This window comes from Dolichospermum sp. LEGE 00240 (assembly GCF_015207875.1).
Taxonomy (GTDB): domain Bacteria; phylum Cyanobacteriota; class Cyanobacteriia; order Cyanobacteriales; family Nostocaceae; genus Dolichospermum; species Dolichospermum gracile.
On sequence record NZ_JADEVZ010000013.1, the window covers coordinates 35,193 to 61,391 of the forward strand.

Sequence of the window (26,199 nt, forward strand, 5' to 3'; positions counted from 1 at the left end):
TGATAGGGAAATTTGTGAAATTAGTCATAAAATATGGGTGTATTGTCCATACTAATTGGTAATATAGTAACAAAAAGTATGTAATAAATATTATTTAATAAATTGAGTGGATAAACTCTATTGGCTTGACCAAATTAAACTACAAGACCGCCCGAAGGTTGGAGTTCAGGCGTTTTATTTAAGCAAAATTAAACAACAGGGCTATCCTGTTCTGCCTGGTTTTGTGGTAGAAGCGGATGTTTTACGGCAATTCCTAGAAACTCTCAATAGTTCAGAGTCGTTAATTGCTGATTTACCCTATTCTTCTCTACATTTAGATGTACATAATTGGCGACAACTGCAACAGGTAGCCGGACGCTTACGTCAGGAAATTATCTCAGCGACTGTGCCACCTCATTGGGTGAGGACAATTTTTCAAGCAGCCAGACAATGGCAAAGAAGCAGTTTAATTTTGCGTCCCAGTTTGGCAATATCAAATAACCAAGAAATGAAAAATGTATCTGGGTTATTAGAACCAGTATTTTGTCCTTGTGAAGAAGAGGAAATAGGTGAAGCTTTAAAGCTGCTTTGGAGTCAGTTATTCCGGGCGAGAAGTTTACTATATTGGCACAGTGCGGGGATTAGTTTGCCTAGCATTAATTTAGGGGTGTTAGTGCAACCAGTTGACAATGCGATCGCTTCTGGTGTAATCAATACTAAATCATCGGCATGGGATATTGAAGCTACTTGGGGTTTAGGACTAGCAATTACCAACGGTGAAGTATTACCAGATGTTTACTACATAGAACCAAAAACCGGCGCAGTCATAGAACGACAATTGGGTAATAAAATGTTGGCGTATCGTCTTAATCATGGTAATGCTTTTACAGATGAACAACTGCAACCAACATTAGATACTGATTTTTTACTAGCGTATGTTCTGGAAGAATCTCAACAACAAGAATATGCTTTGCCAGAGGAATTTTTGCAAGAATTAATTACTGTAGGCAATCAAATAGTCAGTGAATTAGGTGCAACTTTAACTATGAAATGGACAGTTGCCAAGGAATCTTTAGCCACAAAACTCTATATTACAGAAGTCACTGTTCCCCAATCTGTAAATAAGAGTGTGCAATTTATTCAAGGCGTTGGGGCAGCCAGAGGGAGAATTATTGCTAATGCCCATATTTTTAATTCATCACAAAAAGTAATCCAAGTTCCTACAGGCGTAATTCTCATCGCCCCAATGATTACTCCTGATTGTTTACCCTTGCTACAAGGCGTTGCGGGGATTATTACAGAACAAGGGGGATTAACCAGTCATGGAGCGATTTTAGCCAGAGAGTTGGGTATTCCTGCGGTGGTGAGTGCCACTGGTGCAACAACTATTTTACAAGCAGGTGAAAAATTATTAATAGATGGTGATAAGGGAGAAGTATATCGTCTCACAGGTGATGAAGAAAATTTTCCTAGTCAGGAGATAGAAGGATTAATTAAAGAGGAAAAAGTTGTCAATTATCAGCCAATAAATTTACCCATAATTGCGACTAAGTTACTCATAAATCTGAGTCAAGAACGATTAATTAAACAAGTAAAAGGTTTACCTGTGGATGGGGTGGGATTATTGCGTTCAGAATTAATGATGTTAAATATTCTGGAGAAAAAACATCCTCAAGAATGGTTGAAAGCCGGAAGAAAAGCGGAATTATTAGAGTTATTATCTAAGCAAATTATGCAGTTTGCCCGTGCTTTTTCACCCAGACCGATTTTTTATCGGTCTTTAGATTGGCTACCTCATGATTTGCCATCATTGAGTACAGATACCCCATTATCAAAGTCATCAATTATCAGCGATCGCGGTATTTTCAGCTATATACAAAATCCGGCGGTTTTTGAATTAGAATTACAAGCTTTAGCGATAGTTCAAGCATCTGGCTATAGAAATATTAATTTGCTATTACCTTTTGTCCGCAGTGTTGAAGAATTTGTATTTTGTCGTCACAAGGTTGAACAAGCTGGGTTAATGCAAATATCCCAGTTTCAATTATGGATGATGGCAGAAGTTCCTAGTGTATTATTTCTATTACCTGAATATATTAAAGCTGGTGTGATGGGTATTTCCATTGGCACAAATGATTTAACACAATTATTGTTAGGAATAGATCGAGAACAGGGAAAACCAGGAATAGGCTCGAAATATCTTGATGAAAGTCATCCAGCAGTGATGGGTGCAATATCTCAATTAATTAAAATGTCTCAAGCTGGGGGTATTTCCTGTTCTATCTGTGGTCAAGCTCCGGTGCTTTATCCAGAAATGATTGATAAATTAATAGAATGGGGGATTAGTTCTATTTCTGTAGAACCGGAAGCAGTGGAAAGGACTTATCAAGCGATCGCTCGTGCTGAACAAAGATTAATTGTAGCAGCAGCACGGCGACAACTGGGAAATTTGTAATTTTTTTTAATTGCTCATCAAGAACATAAAAAAACAACTATTATAGATAATGGTTCATTCACTTGTGTGTAAATGTCATTCCCACAATTTCAACAACATCTTACTAACTTAATCACGACAGCGGAAACTATGCTGCGTTCATCTCGTAGTGGCAAACCAGAGGAAAATACAAAAGATAGTCTGATTGTACCTTTTCTCGATGCACTAGGTTATACAACAGAATATCGGACACTTGAAGGATCAATTCGCAGCTTAATTGGCACTACTACATGGGTAGATTATTTATTACGCAATGAAGTAGGAAAGCATCCAAAATTGATGTTTGAAGCTAAAAGTTTATGGGATAAAAATATCTGGGAAACAAATTCACAACAAGTTTTAGATTACCTCAGAAACTATAGTTTAGATATCGGGACACAAGAACCTGTACTTTGGATTATTTTATCTAATTTTCGGGAATGGCACATTTTAAGATTACAAGATAGAAAACCCTTTTGGTCATTTACACTTGATCAGTTAAAAAATGATCCTGAATTGGTAAATAGAGTATATACCTGTTTGAGTCGTGAAAATTTATCTGGCAACCATTTAGAAGCATTTTATAGTGAAAAAACTAGAGAAGAATTAGGAACAAAATTTCTAGCAGATTTAAAAATTTGGCGCGTAATTCTTGCTAATGGCATTAAAAAATCCCAACCTAATTTAAGTTTAGAGAAAATTCGTGAAGCAGCGCAAATCATTTTAAATCGTTTTCTATTAATTAGACTTTTAGAGACATTTAGCCGAGAAATGCCCTTTAATTATCTGGGTAGAGTTTATTATAACTGGCAACAAACCTTTCCAAATTTGCCATTTATTGACCAACTTAGACAAGCATTTCGTAGTACATGGTTAGACTATAATACTGAGCTATTTCAACCTTCTTGGATTGATGAATTAACAATTGATGTTGAGTATTTAGAATCAATTATTGTCATTAATGCAGTACCACAGGAAGGTATACTTGATACAATTACTGGAACATTAGCTAATTATCGTTCAATTTATAACTATGATTTCACAACTCTAACCCAGGATATATTAGGTACTGCTTATGAACAATTTTTAGCCCATCAATTAATTCTTGTTAACGATGTAGTCCAAATTCTAGAAAATCAAAAAACTCGCAAAAAAGAAGGTATTTTTTATACTCCTAACTATATAGTTCGTCAAATTGTTTATCAAACTTTACAGCCCTTAGTACAACCTAAAATTGATCAAGCCATTCAATTCCTAGAAATTGGTGAATTACAACAAGCTTATTTAGTAGCAGCATCAGTTTTAGAAATTACAGTTCTTGATCCTGCTTGTGGTTCAGGTTCATTTTTATTAGGTGCATTTGATTATTTATTAACAGAACTAAAACGTTATAACCAAGCGTGTCAAACGGCTAAAATTCCTGATAATTTTGATTTATTTACTCATGTATCAGTACAACCAATTATTAATCCTGAAGAACAAATTTTAGTCAAAATGCTGCATGGAGTAGATCGAGATCCCCAAGCAGTATTATTAGCAAAATTATCACTATGGACAAGATTATTACGTGCGCGTCCTGGAGAATATGGTAGACGCAATGGTTCTATCTATTCTCATTTACCAGCACTCACTTTAAATATTCGGGTTGGGGATAGTTTAATTCATAGTCCCGCTAATTTAGAACCTTTTTACCAACAATTAACAATAGTTGCAGATTTGGCTAATATTGCTAGAGATCCTAATCAAAGTGAAATAGAAAGAAATCAAGCAGTTAGTAATTTAGAAAATACAATTGTAACTATTAATCAACAAATTAATTCTGTTTTAACTGCGTTTTTTGCTAGTGATGAAAGTATCAATTCAGTAATTTACTTAATTAAAAACAGAGAAGCTGAAGTAGCAGAAATAGAAGCAATACGAGAATTTATCACAGAAGATATCAATTCTGAACAAACCTTAGAAAATTGGACATCTGCTGAATTAGCGAGAGTTAAATCTGAACTCATGAGTTTAGAAACAGCTAAAGAAGAGGTAATTATTAAACGTCCATTTAATTGGGAAGTTGAATTTTCCCATATTTTTGATCCTAGATTACCAAAGTCAGAACAAGGTTTTTCTGTCATCATTGGTAATCCTCCTTATTTTAATGTTGATTCAACATTTGGTAGAGGTGCATTAGAATTAAAATGGCTCAAATATGCTTATGTTGATATTTACACTGATAAAACAGATATTTTGTTTTATTTCTTCCGTCGAGGGTTTGAAATTTTAAAAGCAGATGGTTATTTAACTTTTATTATTTCTCGTGCTTTCATTCAAGGTGATAAATCTAGAAGTTTACGAGAATTTATCTGTAAAAATACGAAAATAGTCAATATTATTGATTTCTTAGGTCATCAAGTCTTTAAAGCGGGAATTGCTACCTGTATTATTGAATTTCAAAGAAAAAATCCTCAACCAGAAGATACTTTTACTACCTTTTATGTCCTGGATCTTAATATTGTCAAAAATACTTTTATGAGTGATGATTGTTCTTTACATTTAACCCAAGGTGTAACTCAGGTAAATATTACACAATCTGAATTAGATGATAATCGTTGGCAAATATCTCCATATAATGATATTTTTAATACAATTGATGAATCTGGTATCAAGTTAAGAGAAATAGATTGGGTACGTTATACAGAAGGTATTACTACAGGACGTGATTCTATTTTTGAAGGACAATTTAATACAAAATTTCCAGAGAATTACTACTTACAAAGAGTATCTATTTCTTCTATTAATTCCTATGGTTGTGAACCTCCAGAAACTCAAATTTTGTATTATACTCATCAAACTGAATGGGAAGAATTGCCTAAAGCTATAAAAACATATTTACAAAAAAATAAGTTAGAATTAGAAAGTAGAGATGTTTATAGAAATAAAACCAGTAGTTATAAATGGTTTCATTTGCATCGGCCACGTCATGGTATGAGAGATGCAAAAATTTTATTTCCTCGTCGTGCAAGTTCTAATAAGTTTTTTGTTGATGAACAGGGAATTTGCGGGTTTAAAAGTGATGTAGCTGCTTATATAAAATGTGGAAATATTGATGTTAATATCCTTTACTATATCTGTGCTTTACTCAATTCTCAAGTTTTAGAATTCCGCTATCGTGCATTAGGTGGAATTGGAAAACTCACAGGTAAAGGAATGTTTGAATATTTTGAAAATCAAGTTGGTGATTTACCAATTCCTCAGTTGAATGAAGAAAATCATGATGACTATCAAGAGTTACTTAAATTAAGTCGTGAAGCGCATGAAATTTGGCAAAGTCGCTATCAAATTATCACAATTTATGAATCTAAAGCTGCAAAAATTCCTAGTAAAGAAGTATTATTAACTGAATATCATAAATTATCTAGTGATTATGCTGTTGATATTGAATGGGAAAGTTCTCATGCTAATGAAGAAGGACATTTACTGGAATTGAAAATTGAACCCACTGCAAATGGATATATTATTTGGGGAGAGGTAACTGATGATGAAGATTGGAAAGAAGGTGATCGAAAATGGATAGAAATAGCTAATGTGAATATTCGTAACCCCTATTTACGGAGATATATATTAGCAAGATTGATTTATTTAACTGAATTTGATTCATCTTTCCGTCGTAAACAAAAATTATCGCGGGAAATAGGAAACTTAGTTAATATTACTTTTGATGTTTTAAAAGTTAATAAATATGACGAAGATAGATTTAGTAATCTTCGTACTTTAGAAATTATTGAACAAAGAGTTCAGCAAGAAGTAGGTAGATCAGATTTAGAAACAGTTTTACTTAGACAAATAGAAATTAAAAATCAAATTGACAAAAAAGCTTACCGGATGTATAACGCAGAGGAATATGTAGATATTATTGAACAAGCTTTAAAAGTTGTGTTGTAATTTCAATTCCTAGTAACTGCTAATAATATCCCCGACTTCTTCAAGAAGTCAGGGATCTGACGCTTAAAATTAATATCGGCAAATAGCCGCCACTTTGACTCCACGAGGCATTGCTTCTGGCTCCAGACTATATACTCTACCACCATTTAACATGGTGTGAATCACGGCAAAATCTAACATATCTTCATCCTCTGGTGTTGGTTCTGGATGTAACTCAACCGTAGCAGTTGGTAAATCAAATTTACCCCATATATATTCTTTCTCAGGCACAAATAAAGTATCAACTCTTTGATAATATGCAGCGGGAACAATTGTTTTGATATCATTGGCAATTTTGTTACTTTCTTCCCCAGCTAGTTGCAGATAAACAGCCATTAGATCCTCATATTCTCGTTGAAATAAAGGAGCAACAATTTCCCAAGCTGCCTGATTTAATTCTTGGGTTTTGAGAAGTTCTACATTACCAGTAATACCTGTTTCTAAAAAATGTGGATAGGTGTTAGCCTTTTGGTAAATTGGTAATAAATAATCTACTCCTGCTAATATTAAAGGTGCTTTTTCATCTCGTAAAGTTTCATGTAATGCAGTATCAACAGCATAACAAAAATTTAAAATCTCTCGCTCATGTTTTTCCCGATCTGAACTACCCTGTCCATGGACAGAACCCGGTTGTTGAGCGGCATAACTTACACTTCTAGGAGTACCGACTCTGTGCTGTACACCTTTTTGAAATTCATCCTCTAGAAGTGTTTTCGCCAGATTTTGAGGCATATTTTCTACTGCTATCTCCTCGAGTTTGTAGCGCGTTCCTGAGTAAAATTTGACATGATTTTGACTCAAGGCTAAAATATAGAATTTTCCATCATTATTAATCAAATTTAGTAAGGGTTTAATGTGGAAATTTTTGCCCACAACCACTAATTGGGGACAAGAAATTGGTAGACAATAGTAACGAAATAGATTGGGGGAACTAAAAATTACCAATCCTTGATTCTGAATTTCCCAAAAATCAGTATTGTCTAATTCCATTGCTGGTTTGAGCAAATTTACAGTCTCAGCATGGCGTAACCCCATTTCATCTAAGCGATTTTCAGCTTCTCGAATTAAATTTTTAAACCGAATTGGATTTTGTCGTGTTTCTCCGCCTAGTTTTTCCATAGGTAGATAGAGAGAAACGCATGGATACTCAGGATTTTGGACTAGATTTTTGAGTTCATCAAGAGAAAATATAGTCATAGATTTTATCCCCGTTGAGGATAATGATAGAATCTAGATTTAATTCAACTCTTGATGTGGAAATTCTGCATCTTTCTTTTGACAAGAAATTACCCGCTTCCTATTCCTTTTTATAGATGTGAACATGTGTAGAAAGAATTATTGCTGTTTGAGAATACTGGGAATTGTGGCTAGGATGCGTGTGGCAATTTCTTCTGGTGTTTCGGTCGCGTTAATAGTAATATGTAAATCAGCTTGGGAGTACATTGGCTGACGTTGTTCCAAAAGCGATCGCAATTTACTTTCCATATCAGCATCTTGTAAAAGTGGTCTAGTATCGTCTGCCGCCAATCGCTGTAAGATGATTTGTATTGGTGAATCTAACCAAATTATCAAACCATGATGGAGGTAACTCCAATTCTGTTGCTGCATGACAATACCCCCACCAGTAGCCACAACCAATTTAGTATAGGCACAAACTTGAGCTAAGACATCACCTTCCAACTTACGAAACTCTGCTTCACCATTCTCGGCAAATATTTCGTTAATAGATTTACCTGCGGCTTTAACTATCACTTCGTCTGTATCTACAAATCTATAACCAATTTCCTCGGCGATTAATTTTCCTACCGTTGTTTTCCCAACTCCCATCAGGCCAATTAAGTAGAGGTTAACTCCTTTTAAGATATCAATCACAATTATTTTTCTCCTGTCAAATTATTATTTATTATTTAAGCTTAAATTAGCTAGGACTTAGGCAAGTGTCACACAAAAAATCTGTTGTAGGGTGCGTCAGATATAAATAATCTGTTTATTTGCAGGATTTATACCGTCTGACGCACCTTACCAATGTGCCGGTTGCGTAAGTCCTGTTAGGGTTTTTGTGGTTTATTTTCTTCATCATCCTCAAAATCATCATCTTCAAAAAAATCCCAGTCATCATCATCTGTTACTTGATTTTTCCCTGATTCTTGATAAGGGGGGATAATAACTCGATAATCAGCATCATAAACTGATTCAGTTTTACCTACAGCAGTATTTTTCGGTGATTGAGAACTATAGGAATAAACAGAACTAGGGCGAGAATTAGAACTTTGTGGACTAGCAGAAGTTTTTTGTTCTGGTTGTGAATCTTCTCCGTCATTCCAATCATCTTGATCCCGATTTGTGTCCCAATCGTCAAATTCATCATCAGCTTGATTAACTGGGGGTGACGGACTTTTAGGCGGAGGCGGATTTTGTCTGACACGGGGTGAAGTCGAAACTGATTTGGGGATAGGTTGTTGTGCTTGTAAATTTAAATCAGTGGCGAATTTTAATAATTTAGTAATTATTAAAGATGTAAAAATACCAGCAGTTATGCTCAATAAAATCCACAATGCTAATGGTAATGCCTGACTTCGCATTCCCAAAAATACTAGTGGCAGTGAGGGCGACAAATTTTGAACTAATATTATTATTAGTCCTAGCATTGCCGTCACTAAGATAATTAAGCGAATTGCAGCCATAACGAATTTAAAATTACAGCAAAATTTGAGAATACACCAGAAGAAAACAGATGAAAATAGCTATTGTCACAAACAAGTTAAATAGAATTAAAAATTAAAAATTTAGTGATTCCGTTTTTAATTTTTAATTGTCAATTTTTAATTGCTATATAGGGCTTGCTGAAAAAGTTGTCTGTGATAGCGCAGCGTGACGTAAGTCATGGGCTAGGAGTCAGGAGGAAGAATTAGAAGAAGAGAAGAATAGTATTAAATCTGGTAAAGTGATAGGTTTTTGCTAATTTCCACCCTTATTCCTTGCACTTATTTCACCTTTTTTACCTTCAAACTCTTGATATATCTCAGTTCTAGGTTTATTCCGCAGCCCCTATATAGCGGTATGCACTTGAATGAGATACAGAATCTACAGTAAAAGCCTTATGGTAAGAGATTCTTACCTCCTGACTCCTGACTTCTGACTCCTGACTCCTGCTATAGATGACCTTGCCAGCGCTGAATTGATACACAGTCAATATCTAGTTGATCTAGGGCGCGAGCAACCACAAAATCAACTAAATCCTCAATGGTTTGAGGGTTGTGATACCAAGCAGGAATAGCGGGGACAATCCTCACGCCAGTTTCCGCTAAGGTCGTTAAGTTCCGCAGGTGAATTAAGCTAAAGGGAGTTTCTCTGGGGACAATTACCAGTTTACGTCCTTCTTTAATTTGGACATCTGCGGCTCGTTCTAGTAAATCCGAACTGAGTCCCCCAGCCAGTTTGGCAACTGTACTCATACTACAAGGCATAATGATCATCCCCAAAGTTCGGAAAGAACCGCTGGCAATACCAGCACCAACATCACTCCAAGGATGACACCGAAGTTTCCCCTGTTCGGGAACTCCGGCTTGTTGTCGCCAAAATTGCTCTTGTTTATCTGGCTCTGCTGGCATTCGGATTTCCTGTTCTGCTTGCCAAACTATGTAAGTTGATTTAGAGGCTACCAGTTCAATCTGATATTCCGCTGCTAAGAGAAATTTGAGGGCGCGAACAGCGTAAATCAGACCGGATGCACCTGTTACCCCCAGGATTAAAGGTTTTGTGTTATTGGTCATTAGTTAGTGGTCAGTGGTTATTGGTTATTGGTGATTGGTTATTGATTCACAGCAAAGAACAACTGACAACTGACAAAGAACAACTGACTATTCCTCATCATAGGGTTCTTGATCAAAAGGGTCAGTTTTATTGGGTGAATAAATGTCTCCTGTATCGTCATCTTCATTGTTACCATTTGCGCCCATACTTTTGGGTAAACCATCAGCGCCAACGGTGACAAGATCAATTTGTTGACGGTAGTAATCAACACTTTTGACTTGTACCATGCAGCTATCGCCTAACCGGTAGGAAGCTCGATTTTTCCGCCCAAATAAAGCCTGTTGTCTGGCTCGATATTCGTACCAATCGTCTTTGAGGGAACTAACGTGAACTAGTCCTTCTACCCGTAAGGTATTAGCGAGATTGGTTTCTGTGGGCGATTCTACTGGGACTTCAATTTCCACAAAGAAACCGTAGGATTGAACACCGGTGATCACCCCTGGAAATACTTCGCCAATGCGTTGTTTCATTAAGGAAGCTTTTTGCAGTCCGGCTAAATCGGCTTCAGCTTCTTGCACTTCTTTTTCCCGGTCATTAATTTGCACAATGACTCTGGTTAAGTCACTTTGGATTTCTTGGTGCAGTTCTGGGGGGAGAACGTTCCAATTGATTTCTTCGTGACAATTGGAATGGCGCAGGTTAATCCGATCCTTGACGCGGGTATTTCGGCGATCGCGCCCATGTTCTATTAAGTGATGATACACCCGTTGTAAGAGGATGTCTGGATAACGACGTAAGGGGGCGGTGACGTGGACATATTGTGACAAAGCCAGTCCAAAATGAGAACCTTTGGTGGTGCTGTAGACGGAAGGCTTGAGGGTGTCTTGTAATAAATAGGTGAGAACTTGTTCCGAGGGGGAATCGGCAAAAGCTCCGGTCAAGTGTTGATAATCTAGGGGTTGGATTTCTAATTCTGGATCTAGTCCCAATTCCACACCTAAATTAACAGCTAGTTTGAGCATTTCCTGAACATCTTCGGGATCAGGTGTGCCTTGAACTCGCCATAAACTAGGAATCCCCAAGGCGCTGAGGTGATCAGCCATGAGTTGATTTACTAATATTACCAACTCTGTAATCAGCGATCGCCCAGGTAAGTCATTCAAGACGACAGATCCCATTGATCCCTCATCATAATAGGGGTTATGACTAGGGGGGAGATTCAACTGTAAACTACCGCGCTGTAGACGTACCTGTTTAACAGCTTTAGCTAACGTCTGCAAATCTGCTAATTTTTCCTGGACGGCGGCCGCTACTTTGCTGCTTTCACCGGCGAGAATGCTTTCTGTCTCCCCTTGACTGACAGCTACATCTACATTCATCACACTCGGTTGAATTTCCCACTCCTCCACTTGTCCCGATTCAGGGTTAATGGTGATGATAAAGGAAAGAGCCAAGCGATCGCTCCCAGGCACTAAAGAACACCGTTCTGTCACCGCTGCTGGTAACATCGGCAATAACAATTCTCCCAGATAAACTGACTTACCACGTTTGAGTGCTTCCCTGTCCAAAGCTTCATCCGCTTGAATGTAGTGGGAAACATCCGTAATGTGAAAAATTAATCGCCAATTGTCAGCGCTAATTTTTTCCATACTCAAGGCATTTTCTACCACCGACTCATCACCGTTGGTACTCTTAATAGTGAAGGTAAAAACATCACGTAAATCCAGGCGATTTTTCAGGTCTGCTTTCAGGAGTCTCTTGGGTAACTTCGCCGCTGCTTCGAGGATCGAATCGGGAAAAGTTCGGGATAAATCATGTTTACAAGTGACCAAATCTATATCCGCTGCCGCTTCAGCATCACTACCCAAAATTTGCACAACTCGACCCAAAGGAGGATATTGTGCCAAGGGATAGCGGAGGATTTCTACGTGAGCCAAATGGTCAATAGCTTCCTCTAGCTTCATGTTGTTGAGTTGTAGTTTCAGTTCAAACAGCAATCTGTCATCCAAAGGAACAGCCCGAAACCCTTCCTCCACCTGCTTAATTCTGGCGAGTAAAGTATGATTAGACCGCTCCATAATCAACTTCACCTCACCTTCAGGCGATCGCCGCCGGCTACCTTCCTTGAGGACTCTCACTAAAACGCGATCGCCATTCCAGGCATTACTCAAATGACTTTCGCGGATGTAAATATCCTCTGAGCCTTCGCTATCTTGAATCGCAAAACAAAAGCCCTTACTAGAGCAACGTAGTTTCGCCTCAATTAAGCCCTCTTCCGTAACGCGGCGATATTTCCCCCGTTCCTTCACCAAAAGCCCAATTTTTTCTAACACATCCAAAGTAATTTGGAGTTTTTCTAGACTTTCTTCATCCTCACAACCCAGTTTCTTTTCTAGGACTTTACGGGCCACCAATTTATCATCTGTAAAATTGGCAAGAAGTGTAGCGATTGAAAATTCCATGCAGTGAACCGACCTTTGGTCAAAACATCATTTGTTGTCGAATCTGGCCTTTACTGTATCCCCTCACGGTTTACAGACACTTGCTGCTGTACGAATTTCGCCCTTGGGTAGTGTTTCGTCTTCAAGGCAAGTCCGCTCATAGCGCGGCGTGGCATTAGCCATAGTCATTGTCAGCGGAAGCCCCTGCGTTGACTTCTCACTGCACGACAATCTCAGAGTTTGCTTGCATGACCCTTGACTTGATCTAAACAATCTTCACCATGCACTCCTGATACTCAATAATTAAACACTAAGTAATTAGATAATGGATGAGTGAGAGACTTGGTTTGGAGAACTCTCTATACCATCCACGAGCTACAAACCGGCTTAACCACAGGTGTTCGATAGTTTAGATATAAGGTAATCTCACGCCATCAGCATCTGATAACATAACGTGGCATTAGCCATGTCTTCACCAGCAGAAACCGCTGAAAACCCAATTCTCCCTTATGTAGAATCGGTAACAATCAGGTAAGCAGTAAAACACAGGCAACGAGGGCAAACCTTATCTTGATCATAAGGATAGTAGATTTAGAGCGCACTTCTTTAAAAATACTTCTAGATATCTAATTGGGTAATTAGTATAGCATTTAAAGATAGACAACAATTTGTGCTGAACAACTGCTAGTATCAGAACATATTTAAAATCGTGAGTGCTTAGTTCTCAGTAAAACTTTATATTGAAATATAGGGTTTTGTCTAGGGGATTGGTAATTGGTAATTGGTAATTGGTAATGGAGAAAAATTCTTGACTCATTCCCTATTCCCTGTTCCCTAATTAAGAACCGACGTTATTAGGAAAATTTAGATAAAAATGGTTGAAAGCATTATGTTGGCACAATTCCAGAACTTGTACCCCAACGGCAGTATTATCTCAGAACTAATAGAAATTTTTCAAGGGAAATATATCGTCCGTGTTAGTATACAACTCGAAGGCATCACCCGGGCAACAGGTATGGCCGGAGCAGAAACAGTAGAAGCAGCAGAAGACCAAGCCAGAGATAGAGCATTCACAGTTTTAGGCATCAAAAACCTCCCAGTAGAAGCCACAAAATCAGCTTCACCATCAGTGACTCCACCACCCATCAAACCTACTTTACAGGAATCAAAACCTCTTCCTCCAGTCACCCACACCACCACACCAACATCTACACCGCCCTTTCTAGAAGAGCAAATTAATCCTCAAATTACAAAACCAGAAATATTCCCCCATCCAGAACCAGAATATCCACCCTTAGCAGAAGTCCCTCCCAGCAATGTGACACCGTTCACCCCTCGGAGTTACACAGCTTACGAAGACGCTAGTGTCCAGTCAGCCATTGGTAAAAACAAAAGACGCAACGAACCAGTTAACTTATCTGATGTTATTGCTCAAACAGACGTAGAAATCGAGCGCTTAGGCTGGACACCAGAACAAGGAAAAGATTATCTAGTCAAAACCTACAGTAAACGAGGACGTTCGCTCCTGAGTGAAGAAGAACTCCGAAATTTTCTCACTTATCTCAAATCCCAACCAGACCCCATTGCGGGATTTTAAATTAAGTAGGGTTTGCTGAAAAAGTCTTTTCGTGAAGGCTAGGAGTCAGGAGTCACCGAGTCAGGAGGAAACCTGAGTTCGATATAAGATAATTTTTGGAAAACTGCCCCAAATATGAGTCTCGAACCCTTATGATCTGGTTGAAAAAATCATAACTCTGTTCGCGTAGCGTCTCCGAAGGAGAAACTCCGTTCGCGTAGCGTCTCCGAAGGAGAAACTCCTAACACCGAACTCAGGTCTAAGTGGGGTTTGCTGAAAACTTTAACCATAAAAATTATTTTAACTTTAACTTTAACAGCGATCGCCGTCACCACAACCACAATCCGCTTAATATTCGTAAACTTGCTAAATAACCGTAGGGGCGCAGGGCCCGCGCCCTCTGTATTCTGCACTCCCCATTATATTTCATTCCCGCCTCGCTGTACTGAGAGGTTATCAGTTTTCATACAAAAATGTAGGGGTTTAGCACTGCTGATATGTGTCAACTTAACGTAAAACGGGCGGTTAGAAACCGCGCGTACAGAGGCAAAACCCACCTGCGTGGGTTTCAATCCTTGATTTTTTCTTAGTCCGCGCAGGCGGACTTTGTTTGTGTAGCCGCGTTCGCCCTTGGCGTGGCGAAGCCATATTCCATTCGCCAGGGCTTAAGTTGACACCATTAAGCTTTTGCTTTACCCCTACCTATACGAATCAATCCTGATTACTTCCTAACCTAACTTAATTCTAGAAAGTGAAGGTAGTCCGCAAAGTACCAACCAATTCGTTGGCGTTATTGTCGTTATGCTCAGGATTCAAGATTACCAACACACCAGGAGTTACCAGGATGTTGTCGGAAAGCTTAATCTTGTACAGACCTTCGATGTGATAAGAATCGCCTGCTTCAAAACCTGCATTTTTCAAAGCATTGATATTTGATTGCCCACGTACTGCACTTTCAGTAATTTTAGGTGATTGACCAAAGATAAAACCCAGAGTATTACCTTCTCTCAAGAAGTCTTTGACACCTATTGTACTAGCCCAATAAAATATTTCAGCACTTTCTGGAGTACCGACTAAAGAACTAGCCGTTGTGTAACCTGCCCAACCGCCTAATGTAATTTTTGGTGTAGGTTGCAAACTAACTTGTACACCGTAGTTGTTAGATTCAGTTCTATCGGCAGCAACAGTCCCCAGATTATTCGCCAAGGCACTTCCTGTCGTTCCGAATAAATTGGCAACACCTCTTTGATAACTATGGGCGTAGGTTAGACCAACGTTGATTGCTTTGTTAGGCTTGAAAGCCAACTGACCAAAGATAGTGTTGCTACCATCGAACAGTCCGCTTCCAGCCACGGGGTTAGCAGCATTATCTCTACCTGTAGCAAAATAAGCCGCGCTCAAAACAAATTTATCATTAGGAGTGACGTTAACAGTGATACCTGCACCGTCATTTGCTAGACGGTAAATGGGGCTGAAACGTCCATAGCGAGATAAAGAACCTGAACCACTGCTTCTAAAGTCAGGGTTGAAAACATTGACGTTCTCGTTCAACTCACCACCAGTAGCATCAATCCTGACACGGATTTTGTCGCTCAAGTTGAAGGCGTAGTTAAGTTTGTCTATAGAAACGCTGTTATTGCTGTTAGCACCAGTGTCATAGCCCAAACGGCTCATATTAGTGCCAGTACCAGTATTTGCAGCGGCAGCAGCACCAGTGGGGTTATTATTGTTCCAAATATTCCCCGCATTCAACCGAGTTTGCAATTGGTCTTTACCAGTGAAGCTGGTGTTCAAAGTCAACCGCACTCGGTCAGAGAAAGTTGCATTGTTGTCTGAGTCTCTTGTTGGTGAGCCAGAAGCAACTGCTACCTTGTCCCCAAAAGCTTGGGATACGCTGAAAATGGCTTCTCCAGACAGTTTGGTGGTGGTAGAGAACTGATTAGCTTCTAGTTCGCCAGTCCGAGCTTCTAAAGCATCCACTTGACCGCGAATAGTTGCTAGTTCAGTGGAATATTCTTCCTGCAAGCGCTGTAAGGTAGCTAAGTCCTGCTTGCTTACCATGTCAGCAGTTGCAGTAGCAATAAGTTCATTAACGCGTTCTAAGCAGGAATTTAAACCACTCGCAAATTCATAACGACTCAAGGCGCGATTACCACGAAAAGTACCGTCAGGATAACCACCAATTCCACAAGCATAACGTTCCATTAGTGATTGTAAAGCTTGAAACGCCCAATCGCTAGGTCGTACGTCAGAAAACCGAGAAACGGATGTTACTTGACCCAAACTGTTGGACTCTTGGGACAACTGAGCAACACTTGTTACTTGTTCGTTAGCTTCACCAGCAAAGGCGGCGTTACCAGTTAGTAGGCTCAAAGCAATAACAGGGCTAACTTTGAGGATGTTCCAAAAAGCTTTTTTCATAAATTTTAGTCTCTCACACACCTAAATGAATCCAGTTTATGGTAAATTCCCAAGGAACTTATACATAAATTTCCTATGGTGATTCTACATCATTAATGGCAATTAAAACAACTAAATATTAAAATTTTTATACAAGATGGTGATTTATTTATTATCTGGTAAATTTGAGATTATACTCTGCTTATGGTATGTATTGATAACAATCAATATCAAATTTACGATCGCTGACCTGTAACAATATATGTGACTCGTTGGGCAATATTGGTTGCGTGATCTGCCATCCGTTCTAAACAACGAATTGCTAAGGTTAACAGCAGAATTGGTTCCATGACTCCGGGAAAATTTTCCTGTTGGGCAAAGGTTTGATAAAGATGCTCATAAGCATTATCTACAGCATCATCTAACTGCTTCATTCTTTGTCCACTGGTTTCATCCAAATCCGCTAAGGCTACCAAACAAGTTGCTAACATTGCTTGGGCGTGCTGGGACATAATGGCGATTTCTGGCAAGGAACTATGTTGAGGATAAGGAAAAAGTTTAATGGCAATTTCTGCTAGGTCTTTGGCATAATCCCCAATCCGTTCTAGGTCACGAACTAACTGCATAAAAGCACTTAAACATCGCAAATCTTTTTCCGTAGGTGCTTGACGAATGATAATAGTTGTGCAATCGGATTCTATTTGCCGATAAAAGCGATCAATTTTCTTATCTAATTTGGGTATTTGTTCCGCTGCTATCAAGTCACCGGCAAATAAGGCTTGATGACTCAGACGAAATGATTGTTCTACTAAAGCACCCATGCGTAATAAATCCCGTTCTAAACGCCTAATGGAGCGTTCTATTTGCGGTATTTTATGATTTGGTGTATCAAATACAGTTTTCACACTGGTTATATAAAAAGTGTATATATTTCATCAACTATAACGTGAGTTCGACATAACGATAATTTGTGGAAAACTGCCCCAAGTATGAGTCTCAAACCCTGATGATCTCGTTGAGAAAATCATAACTCCGTTCGCGTAGCGTCTCCGAACTCCGAACTCACGTTAACTATAATCTTGGCTAGGTGTATTTGTCATGATCTGAGAGAATTGAAGTTGAACCCATGCACCCCCTGTTTCTGGATGGTTCATAGCTTTAATTGCACCATTATGGGCAATAATTATTTGCTGGACAATGGCTAAACCTAATCCACTACCAGCAATTCCCGTTGTCGAATTGACTTCATTAAGTGGTGAACGATACCGAGCTTTGTCTCCGCGATAAAAGCGTTCAAATACGTGGGGTAAATCAGCAACAGCAAAGCCAATACCGGAGTCAATAATGTTGATTTCCAACATTTGACCGTTATCAGTAGAAATTATTTTAGTTTCAATGTCAATAGTGGTTTGAGTGGGACTATATTTAATGCTATTATCTAGCAAGTTAACGAATACTTGATAAAGTTGGAATTTATCTGCTTGAATGTAGATGTTTTCTAATCCAGTATAGTTAATACTCAAAGATTGACGTTGGGCAATTGGTTCTAGAGTTTCCCATGCTGAAAGGATGAGCGATCGCATTTCCACCATTTCTAAATTTAACTGCATGGTCGGATTATTTTCCATTTGCGTCAGTTCCAACCAACTTTGCACCAAATTAATCAGTCGGTCAACCTCTTGCATTAACCTATTAACCCAACGGTCTAAAGGTGGTTCTAGACGGGTTTGCAGAGTTTCCACTACCAGACGAATAGCTGTAAGAGGTGTTCTCAGTTCATGGGCTAAATCAGAAAAAGAGCGATCGCGTTCTTGCTTCATATCTAACACAGATTGGCAATTTTCCAAAAATACCCCCACTTGTCCCGTTGTCAAAGGCAAACTAGAAGCCCGCACCAGCATAGATTTTACCGCTGTCATCTCCCTAGCATCCTCACAAGCAGGATGAAAAACCCATTCTTGCACCTGTGGCTTTTGCCAATCACGAGTTTGTTCAATTAACTGATCTAATTCATAAGACCGCACCAACTCTAACAACAAACGCACCTGCCCTGGTTGCCACCTTTGAAGATATAAAATTTCTCGCGCTTGCTGATTGCACCATAGCAGTTGATTTTCCTCATCTACCTGCAAATATCCCACAGGTGCAAAATTTAGCAATTCCTGATACATAGACAATGATTGCTGCAAATCCTGTCGTTGTTTATTCACCATAGACATATCCTGCCGTAAGCGAGGTCTTAGCAGCAACCTAATGTGATTGATTTTACGAGAATGAGAATTTAACGGTTGCAACAATCGCTCTAAATACCAGTTCAGGTGAACCTGTTGCCAAACCCAAAAACCAAGGCCGACAACTAAACCCAGAAAAAAACCCAGAAAAAGCATGGAAGTCGTTAGTTGGTGTATGATTCAAAACTAACAACTATCTTCACGAATCACCCAAATCTGTAACCAAAACCCCTCACAGTCACAATATATTCTGGATGACTAGGATCTTCCTCCAGCTTTTCCCGTAGCCAGCGAATATGAACATCCACAGTTTTGCTATCCCCGACAAAATCTGGACCCCATATCTGATCCAACAACTGCTCCCGTGACCACACTCGTCGGGTATAACTCATAAATAATTCTAACAGCCGGAACTCCTTCGGAGACAAATTCGCCTCTTCTCCCCGCACCGTTACCCGGCACTCTTGAGCATTTAAAGTTATATCTTTGTGCTTGAGAATCGGAACTTGTGGCAATGCACTTAAACGTTGACGACGAAGTAACGCCCGACACCGTGCCACCAATTCTCGCATACTAAACGGTTTCGTCAAATAGTCATCAGCACCCACCTCCAAGCCCAGCACTCGGTCAGTTTCACTACCCTTAGCACTCAACATCAAAATTGGTACTGAGTTGCCCTGGTGGCGCAAAAAACGGCAAATATCCAGACCATTAATTTGCGGCAACATCAAATCCAACAGCACCAAATCCAAGGACAATTCTTCAGAATTATCTTCACAACTCTTCAGATATTCTATTGCCGTTCTGCCATCACTAGCAATAATTACCTCATAACCTTCCCCTTCCAAGGCTACAACTAACATTTCCCGAATTAGTTCTTCGTCTTCGACTACGAGAATACGGCTTGTTTGTCCAATATCTGCCCTGGCAGAATACTTAGCTAATTCACTGGTATACATTAACTTTTTCAGTGTATAACAAAGTCTAGTATATTATAAATCATACCAATCATAGATTTATTTTGATTTTCTTTGTATTTACGTTAATTGCAATACTGTTCGGTTAGGGAAATGTAGGTTGGGTTGAGCGACTCTTAACCCAACAGGATTAATGATTTGTTTGGGTTTCCTTGCGTCAACCCAACCTACGATGTAAAGATCAGCTATGAATACTACCATCAGGCATAATTGCTCCTGTGAGGAAAGTTTCACTCATATCTGTATCATCCAAATTAGCTCCAGTTAAGTTCACTTCGCATAAATTAGCCTCGCTTAAATCTGCACCACTCAAATCCGCACCTTGTAAGTTTGCTTTCCACATTCTTACACCTCCCATTTTTGCACCACTGAGGTTTGCACCCTGCAAATTCGCGGCGGAAATTGATGCCATGTGTAAATTAGCATCACACAAATTAGCACAACTCAACAATGCACCACTGAGGTCTGATTCATTTAAATGAGCAGTTTTTAATGTAGCTTGAGTCAAATCAGCACCACAAAGAATAACCTCAGATAAATGCGCTCTTGTTAAGATTGCTCCTTGAAGATTTGCTTTACTCAAATTAGCTCCACTTAAAGAAGCTGCTGTTAGGTTTGCTCCTCTTAAATCTGCTCTGCCGAAGTCTACACCACCCAAGTTGACTCCCTGGAGATTTGCTCCTGGTAAAGCAATGCAGTTAAAGCTTCTTTCCCCTGTTGCATACCTATCTAAAAGTTCTTGAACATTCATAGTTTTTTAGACCTTGGTAAGTAGTCGGACAAAATTAAAAAATAATTAAATTAAATATTGATGACAGGATAATTATTGAGAGTATGGTTTAACTCTGTTGTTGATTTGATCTAAACATAAATAAAATTCCAATTATAAATTTATTCACATTTTTTAACTTCTGAGCAATTAATAACCTAGAGTTTCAATAAATGCTACAATAGAATTACAGGTTTCATAACTATCCAGTATTTATGAATACTCATAATTTAAAGCTAGGAAAATATCTAAATTTAGAAGAATTTTGTACCTGCACTCAAACCTATCATAAATATGCTCAAAATATCAACCCCTATCCACAAAATCTACCAGAAGTAATTCCTGCATTACAGGATTTAAATAAATTTATCATTGACCCAGTGATAGATTATTTTAGTCGAGAAAAATTTCGACTTACCTACGGTTTTTGTTCTCCAGAACTAAAAAAGTATCTAGAGAAAAAAGACCCAATTACAGGGCAAAAAAATGGACGGGTAGCTCCGCATCTTGACCAACATATTAGCCATGAAATCAACAAAAAAGGTAAATACTACTGTGAAAGATTAGGTGCTGCTTGCGATTTTCTAATTACAGATTTACCGAGTACACAATTAGTAGAATGGATATTACAAACAAAACTACCCTTTGATTCCCTCTATTTTTATAGTCATAACCAACCAATTCATATTAGTTATGGACAACAACATAAACGAGATATTTGGACATTTAATAACTCAGGAATCCCCACAAAAAAAGGAATCGAAGACTGGATAAAACTAGCAAAACAAACATAAATAACCCTCTATTCCTCTTCTCTGCGCCTCTGCGTCTCTGCGTGAGCAACATTCTTTTTTCTTTGTCGAGTTCTCAAAGCTGCCTTAAGTGCTTTCAACTTATAAGCATCTGCATCTTTAGCCCAAGATAACCGATAACCATCAATAACAGTACAATTTTCTTTTAAACATTTTTTCCAGCCAGAAACATGACTAATACTATGCCAATTATCCAAAAGTCCTCTATCTTCTTCTTGACGAGTTAATTTAGCAAATTTCTCATATTGGGGATAATCGGGAGTAACTAAAGCTTCTATTTGGTGTAAGATTGGTGGGTCATCTTCTTGATCATAATCTTGATAGGTAACGTGCAAATCTCGCAAATCAATTGTCATGACTTTTGATAAAATAGGATGGGGGTTAATATCAAAATCAGGATAAAATAAATAGGAAATTTTGGGAGTTTTTAGATGAAATTTAATCACATTAGCCTCTTCTAACCGTCCAATGGTGCGACTAGCGCAACCTTCATAAAGACGTAATAAAGGGTCAACTGCTTGTAATGCAGAAATATGCACCCAAAGGGAATTAGGTAACTTCTTACCTACCTTACTTTCTTGACAACGTTTGATAATGAGTTCTGTATTTCCCAAACTGCGTAACATTTGGTCAGCATCTAAACAGGCTTGTTTATAACTACTATATAAGCCTAAAATGTCCTCTTGTACTGCGGGGGTTAATTGTCCTAATCGGGGACGACGGCTAAAATTACATAGTGCTAAATAAACCATTATATCTTGACGGCGTTTGTCGGCGATCGCTTGCCATTCTTCCGAGTCCGTTGCCTGTATAATGGTATTAAACGCCCGACGTAAACTCCCAAATTCCTGAATAATTGCCTCTTCTTGAGGTAATTCTCCCTTAATAGGCATTCTGCCCCGTTCCGTGATAAAATTCATTAGCGGTGCTAATAATTCCTGATGTTCCTCAAACCGTTTTACACAAAGACGGATTCTGGGAGTAGTCGCACGGGAACGGAAGCGAGAAGCACGAAATAACTCCGCTTCAGCCTCATCTCGAAACACAAAATACACCCCCAAAGCCACAGGAATTGCGTCAACTCCTAACACTTGGTCAATGTAAATTTTTAATTCTTCCTGCTCATAATATTTCTGAAATGTGTTACGATTAGTAATGATGCCATCTCCATAAGCAATTACACCCCGCCTAATATCAGATATTAACACTTGGGCAGCTACTAGCAACACCTTTTGAGTTAGTTCCCAAGCTTGAATTAAGGCTTCCCGGCGCTCGCTCTGATTTTCAATCACATTGATGACAAAACCAATATTGACAATATCTGCAGCTATTTTCGGTGTATCTGGCGAGTAATAAGGGTCCCAGCCACAACTTGTATAACCATGTTCAGCAATGCGGGTAACATCTCCACCATGTCCACAACCATAATCAAAAAAGGTGGTTTCTGGACTAAATAAGCTCAATTCCAAAGCTAACCGCACAGGGCGAGACAAATCAGGGCGAATAATTGCGGCTTTGTGACGGTCTATTTTGGGAACTATCTTTGTAGCTATAGAACCACTTTCCCGTTTAATTAAGCGATGTCCTTGTACTTCCACCCCAAAAACTTGTAACCGTTGTTCCCAACCCAACCTAGTACCAATTCCTTTAGGATGATTAAGCAACCCTAAAGCAACTTGAGCGCGAGTCAAAGCTGCAAACTCCTCATAGAGGGGATATTCTGGAGTCACAAAAGTTTCTTTGCGGTGCAGAATGGGGGGATTTTCTGAATCGCTATAATCCCGATAACCAACTTCTAGAGTTTCTACGTCAACCTGAATACTAGCTTGTAAAGCTGGATGAGGATCAGTATCAAAATCAGGATAAAATAGATAGGATATCTTGGGTTTGTTTGTGCTAAACTTGACTATAGTTGTCACCTGAACTTTAGGTAAGACACTACGGGCGCGGCTTTCATATTCCTGAAGCCAAGGATCAAGAGTATGTAAAGCTAAAATGTGAATGTAAAAGGCATCAGGTAACATTTTGCCAACAAGATTGTTTTGGCAATATTTATTTATGCTATCTATATCAATAGAATGAAACGTTGAGAGGTTTTCCTCAACTGCATTCCTTATGTTATCGGGTTGAACCATTACTTTGTCATCTTGTCAAAATATAGATAACCTGGTTACATTTACCTTAGTACAAAAAATCTGAAATTGGAAGTTAATAAGCTGTTGTGCATTTAGTTTGTATAATTCTAGCGGGCAAGATGCCCGCACTACAAAGTTCAAGTAAATTATGGTTATCAAATTTAGCTGCGTAACAGCTTAAACTTTAAAACTGAAGCTCTAAACTGGTGCAAATGAGTGTTTCTTATCTGTTCCCTGTTCCCTGTTCCCTGTTCCCTTTTTTGTAAAAAGAGTAAAACACAACCAAAAATAACGTTCACTAATGACAAACTCTGGTCTTAGTTAAGTTAAATTAAGTTAATTTATATAACTTGACATTTCTTAATTTTCAGCAAAACATTTGGTCATTTATTAAATTTTTAATAATAGTTATATCTAGTTGTACATTTATGCAGTCAGTTAATATCAGAATTGTGTAATCTGAAAAGAACTAAACTAATGATTAAATAGAGGTCTAATGACTCCAACTATCATGCGTCAGCTTTGGTCTATCGTTGAAGCCACCCACACAGTAACACTTTTACAGCTGGATGATGCTAGTTTGGTGCAGTGGTTGGTGAAACAAATAACTAATCAAGCTTTTTTAGATCCCCATGAAACTGATTTCTTGTGTGATTACATTCAGTCTCGGTTGAGTCTAATTCGTGATTTAGCTTATGAACGCCAACAGTCATAGTCAAGTGGCTGTGCTGTTTATTTAACTTTCAATGGTAAATAACCTTCTACTAAGCAATCATTACCGACAATTCGCCAACTTACCCGTTCCAACGGTAAGGCTTCAGTCATGCTAGTTAAACCCAAGTCTCCCACAGGTGTAGGAGCATGATCTCCACCGATAATTTTGGGGGCGATAAATGCCATAATTTTTTGGACAGCACCTTGAGCGATCGCACTAGCTGCTAAAATACCCCCACATTCCCATAGCACGCTACAAAAACCGCGCTCATATAAATGATTCATTACTGCTCCTGGAGTGAGGGAGCTAAATTCCACAACTTCCACCCCTTTTGACCGCAGCATTTTTTGAAAAGTTTGTGAACTGCCAACTTCCGTTACAACCAAAGTTGGAGCTTCCTGAGTATCCCATAGACAAGCCTGTTCTGGTAAATTCAAGCTACGACTCATCACCACTCGTAGAGGATTATGAGCAGCTACTTGATGGCTAGTCAAAAAAGGATTATCTTTTCTCACTGTATTCCCACCAACAATCACCGCATCGCAAGCCCCTCGTAATTGATACACCTCAGTGCGAGCATCTTGATTTGTTACCCAAGCACTATGACCAGCAGTAGTGGCAATTTTACCATCTAAAGTCATAGCATATTTCAAAATACCTAAAGGTCGTTGATAGAGAATGCGATGAATAAACCCTTCATTTAAACGCCGACAAGCCGCTTCCTCCACTCCAACTACCACTTCGATTCCCGCAGCCCTTAGCCGCGCAATCCCGCCACCTGCTACCAAGGGATTAGGATCAACCATTCCTACCACCACCTTAGACACACCAGCATTGATTAATCCTTCCGAACAGGGAGGAGTCCGTCCATAGTGATTACAAGGCTCAAGACTCACATAAACAGTGCTTGAGTGCGCCCGTTCTCCCGCTGCTCTGAGAGCAAAAACCTCAGCGTGAGGTTCACCGGCACGGGGATGAAAACCTTCTCCCACAATCTCCCCATTCTGGACAACCACCGCCCCCACTAGGGGATTTGGTGAAGTGTATCCCAACGCCAGACGAGCTAATTCCACGCACCGTAGCATCATCCGCGAATCAAAGTCATTACCTACTAATTCCGGGACTACAGGCTGTGCAAATTGATGGTTTTCAGGTAAGGATGTAGATGCTGGAGAGACTCCTGGAAAATTATCCATTTGACTTAAGAATTACGAATTAATTTCATCTGCTGCCACCAGCGATTAAGAGGATAATAAACCACAGGCGCCCACAAACTACTCAGAATTGCTGAAGCTAAGGTCGCACGCTGGTAATATGTCCAAATACTGGCTGCATGACGATTTCCTTCCCAAGATAACTGGAAAGCAAAAATAGTGTCTGCCACCACAGCCATCACAAATACAATTAAAGCGATAGAAATAAAGTCTTCTTGAATAAACCGCTGTTTTTGCATCAGGGCTGTTAACATTCCCACAATTCCCAAACCCAAGGCATGAGTCGGATTTGGTGATGTCATGGCATCTTGCAATAGTCCCAAAATGATCCCTGACAGCAGACCAGAAAATACTGAGCGATTAACACTCCAAGCCACTACCCAAATCAGTAGCCAGTTAGGACCAATGCCTAATAATTCCATTCCAGGAAGACGAGTTGGCAACATTAGTAAGCATAGCATCACAGTTAAAAATATTACCATCCAATTCATAAATTGATGCCACCAAGGATGCCAAAGCGCTAATGGGGGAATCAAAAAATAGGATTTTCGTCTAGTTGAAGTTGATTTTTTATTTCTTTTACTTGTAAATCCAGGTATCTTCATATTTTAATGATTAGTGATTGGTTATTATAGTAGCTCTAGGCAGTCGGCAATCAGGAGTAAGTAGGTGAACACAATCAAACAAAACTGTGTAAAGAAACGTAAAATCGCTGAAAACTTCTTTACTCTTTACTCTTGCCTCCTGCCTTTTGC

19 protein-coding genes are annotated in these 26,199 nt (G+C 39.0%); 5 read left to right on the forward strand and 14 right to left on the reverse strand.

The genetic code is table 11. The features are described from left to right. Nucleotides 1-106: 106 nt before the first annotated feature. Nucleotides 107-2,434 (forward strand): putative PEP-binding protein, encoded by a 2,328-nt coding sequence (locus tag IQ226_RS06465; RefSeq protein WP_193893546.1) that lies wholly within the window; start codon nt 107-109, stop codon nt 2,432-2,434. A gap of 72 nt (nt 2,435-2,506) precedes the next feature. Beyond that, complete coding sequence (locus IQ226_RS06470) at nt 2,507-6,382, forward strand: N-6 DNA methylase (RefSeq protein WP_193893549.1); 3,876 nt, start codon at nt 2,507-2,509, stop codon at nt 6,380-6,382. Nucleotides 6,383-6,451: 69 nt separating this feature from the next. Here IQ226_RS06470 and IQ226_RS06475 read toward each other — a convergent pair whose 3' ends face one another. The 5 genes from IQ226_RS06475 to IQ226_RS06495 form a co-directional block, all read right to left on the reverse strand. After that, on the reverse strand, nt 6,452-7,618 hold the full coding sequence (locus IQ226_RS06475; protein WP_193893552.1) for a hypothetical protein: 1,167 nt from the start codon (nt 7,616-7,618) through the stop codon (nt 6,452-6,454). Between the two features lie 138 nt (nt 7,619-7,756). Then, a complete protein-coding gene (locus IQ226_RS06480; protein WP_193893555.1) occupies nt 7,757-8,293 on the reverse strand; it encodes a shikimate kinase in 537 nt (178 codons plus the stop codon). Nucleotides 8,294-8,469: 176 nt separating this feature from the next. After that, nucleotides 8,470-9,105, reverse strand: a complete 636-nt coding sequence (locus IQ226_RS06485) for a LapA family protein (RefSeq protein ID WP_193893558.1) — start codon at nt 9,103-9,105, stop codon at nt 8,470-8,472. A gap of 468 nt (nt 9,106-9,573) precedes the next feature. Continuing rightward, nucleotides 9,574-10,194 (reverse strand): flavin prenyltransferase UbiX, encoded by a 621-nt coding sequence (locus IQ226_RS06490; RefSeq protein WP_193893561.1) that lies wholly within the window; start codon nt 10,192-10,194, stop codon nt 9,574-9,576. 87 nt (nt 10,195-10,281) lie between these two features. Continuing rightward, complete coding sequence (locus IQ226_RS06495) at nt 10,282-12,636, reverse strand: ribonuclease R family protein (protein ID WP_193893564.1); 2,355 nt, start codon at nt 12,634-12,636, stop codon at nt 10,282-10,284. Between the two features lie 868 nt (nt 12,637-13,504). Here IQ226_RS06495 and IQ226_RS06500 point away from each other — a divergent pair. Further along, entirely contained in the window at nt 13,505-14,212 is a 708-nt protein-coding gene (locus IQ226_RS06500) for a hypothetical protein (protein ID WP_193893657.1), read from the forward strand. A gap of 149 nt (nt 14,213-14,361) precedes the next feature. Here IQ226_RS06500 and IQ226_RS06505 read toward each other — a convergent pair whose 3' ends face one another. From IQ226_RS06505 to IQ226_RS06530, 6 genes are all read right to left on the reverse strand, one after another. Continuing rightward, complete coding sequence (locus tag IQ226_RS06505; RefSeq protein WP_193893567.1) at nt 14,362-14,604, reverse strand: hypothetical protein; 243 nt, start codon at nt 14,602-14,604, stop codon at nt 14,362-14,364. A 331-nt stretch (nt 14,605-14,935) separates the two neighbouring features. Beyond that, nucleotides 14,936-16,612 carry an iron uptake porin gene (locus IQ226_RS06510; RefSeq protein WP_193893570.1) on the reverse strand — a complete coding sequence of 559 codons (1,677 nt, stop codon included), beginning with the start codon at nt 16,610-16,612 and terminating at the stop codon, nt 14,936-14,938. A 215-nt stretch (nt 16,613-16,827) separates the two neighbouring features. Then, nucleotides 16,828-17,496, reverse strand: a complete 669-nt coding sequence (gene phoU, locus IQ226_RS06515) for a phosphate signaling complex protein PhoU (protein ID WP_193893573.1) — start codon at nt 17,494-17,496, stop codon at nt 16,828-16,830. Between the two features lie 162 nt (nt 17,497-17,658). After that, nucleotides 17,659-18,978 carry an ATP-binding protein gene (locus tag IQ226_RS06520; RefSeq protein WP_193893576.1) on the reverse strand — a complete coding sequence of 440 codons (1,320 nt, stop codon included), beginning with the start codon at nt 18,976-18,978 and terminating at the stop codon, nt 17,659-17,661. Nucleotides 18,979-19,028: 50 nt separating this feature from the next. After that, nucleotides 19,029-19,781 carry a winged helix-turn-helix domain-containing protein gene (locus tag IQ226_RS06525; RefSeq protein WP_193893579.1) on the reverse strand — a complete coding sequence of 251 codons (753 nt, stop codon included), beginning with the start codon at nt 19,779-19,781 and terminating at the stop codon, nt 19,029-19,031. A 199-nt stretch (nt 19,782-19,980) separates the two neighbouring features. Next, a complete protein-coding gene (locus IQ226_RS06530; protein WP_193893581.1) occupies nt 19,981-20,550 on the reverse strand; it encodes a pentapeptide repeat-containing protein in 570 nt (189 codons plus the stop codon). Nucleotides 20,551-20,783: 233 nt separating this feature from the next. Here IQ226_RS06530 and IQ226_RS06535 point away from each other — a divergent pair, with 233 nt between their 5' ends. Continuing rightward, on the forward strand, nt 20,784-21,362 hold the full coding sequence (locus tag IQ226_RS06535) for a hypothetical protein (protein WP_193893584.1): 579 nt from the start codon (nt 20,784-20,786) through the stop codon (nt 21,360-21,362). Nucleotides 21,363-21,370: 8 nt separating this feature from the next. Here the strand turns inward: IQ226_RS06535 and IQ226_RS06540 are convergent, their stop codons facing one another. Next, nucleotides 21,371-23,515: a DNA phosphorothioation-associated putative methyltransferase gene (locus tag IQ226_RS06540; RefSeq protein ID WP_193893587.1), complete on the reverse strand. Its 2,145-nt coding sequence runs from the start codon at nt 23,513-23,515 to the stop codon at nt 21,371-21,373. 496 nt (nt 23,516-24,011) lie between these two features. Between IQ226_RS06540 and IQ226_RS06545 the strand changes: the two genes are divergently transcribed. Beyond that, nucleotides 24,012-24,230, forward strand: a complete 219-nt coding sequence (locus IQ226_RS06545; protein WP_168645441.1) for a hypothetical protein — start codon at nt 24,012-24,014, stop codon at nt 24,228-24,230. A gap of 17 nt (nt 24,231-24,247) precedes the next feature. Here IQ226_RS06545 and ribD read toward each other — a convergent pair whose 3' ends face one another. Next, nucleotides 24,248-25,426 (reverse strand): bifunctional diaminohydroxyphosphoribosylaminopyrimidine deaminase/5-amino-6-(5-phosphoribosylamino)uracil reductase RibD, encoded by a 1,179-nt coding sequence (gene ribD, locus IQ226_RS06550; RefSeq protein WP_193893590.1) that lies wholly within the window; start codon nt 25,424-25,426, stop codon nt 24,248-24,250. A gap of 5 nt (nt 25,427-25,431) precedes the next feature. Then, a complete protein-coding gene (gene mreD, locus IQ226_RS06555; RefSeq protein WP_193893593.1) occupies nt 25,432-26,049 on the reverse strand; it encodes a rod shape-determining protein MreD in 618 nt (205 codons plus the stop codon). Between the last annotated feature and the right edge of the window lie 150 nt (nt 26,050-26,199).

Bases quoted from the DNA above. Each gene is read 5' to 3' on its own strand.
- IQ226_RS06470 (WP_193893549.1), top strand. From the start codon at position 2,507: ATGTCATTCCCACAATTTCAACAACATCTTACTAACTTAATCACGACA.
- IQ226_RS06475 (WP_193893552.1), bottom strand. From the start codon at position 7,618: ATGACTATATTTTCTCTTGATGAACTCAAAAATCTAGTCCAAAATCCT.
- IQ226_RS06485 (WP_193893558.1), bottom strand. From the start codon at position 9,105: ATGGCTGCAATTCGCTTAATTATCTTAGTGACGGCAATGCTAGGACTA.
- IQ226_RS06490 (WP_193893561.1), bottom strand. From the start codon at position 10,194: ATGACCAATAACACAAAACCTTTAATCCTGGGGGTAACAGGTGCATCC.
- IQ226_RS06495 (WP_193893564.1), bottom strand. From the start codon at position 12,636: ATGGAATTTTCAATCGCTACACTTCTTGCCAATTTTACAGATGATAAA.
- IQ226_RS06500 (WP_193893657.1), top strand. From the start codon at position 13,505: ATGTTGGCACAATTCCAGAACTTGTACCCCAACGGCAGTATTATCTCA.
- IQ226_RS06510 (WP_193893570.1), bottom strand. From the start codon at position 16,612: ATGAAAAAAGCTTTTTGGAACATCCTCAAAGTTAGCCCTGTTATTGCT.
- IQ226_RS06520 (WP_193893576.1), bottom strand. From the start codon at position 18,978: ATGCTTTTTCTGGGTTTTTTTCTGGGTTTAGTTGTCGGCCTTGGTTTT.
- IQ226_RS06525 (WP_193893579.1), bottom strand. From the start codon at position 19,781: ATGTATACCAGTGAATTAGCTAAGTATTCTGCCAGGGCAGATATTGGA.
- IQ226_RS06530 (WP_193893581.1), bottom strand. From the start codon at position 20,550: ATGAATGTTCAAGAACTTTTAGATAGGTATGCAACAGGGGAAAGAAGC.
- IQ226_RS06535 (WP_193893584.1), top strand. From the start codon at position 20,784: ATGAATACTCATAATTTAAAGCTAGGAAAATATCTAAATTTAGAAGAA.
- IQ226_RS06540 (WP_193893587.1), bottom strand. From the start codon at position 23,515: ATGGTTCAACCCGATAACATAAGGAATGCAGTTGAGGAAAACCTCTCA.
- IQ226_RS06545 (WP_168645441.1), top strand. From the start codon at position 24,012: ATGACTCCAACTATCATGCGTCAGCTTTGGTCTATCGTTGAAGCCACC.
- ribD (WP_193893590.1), bottom strand. From the start codon at position 25,426: ATGGATAATTTTCCAGGAGTCTCTCCAGCATCTACATCCTTACCTGAA.
- mreD (WP_193893593.1), bottom strand. From the start codon at position 26,049: ATGAAGATACCTGGATTTACAAGTAAAAGAAATAAAAAATCAACTTCA.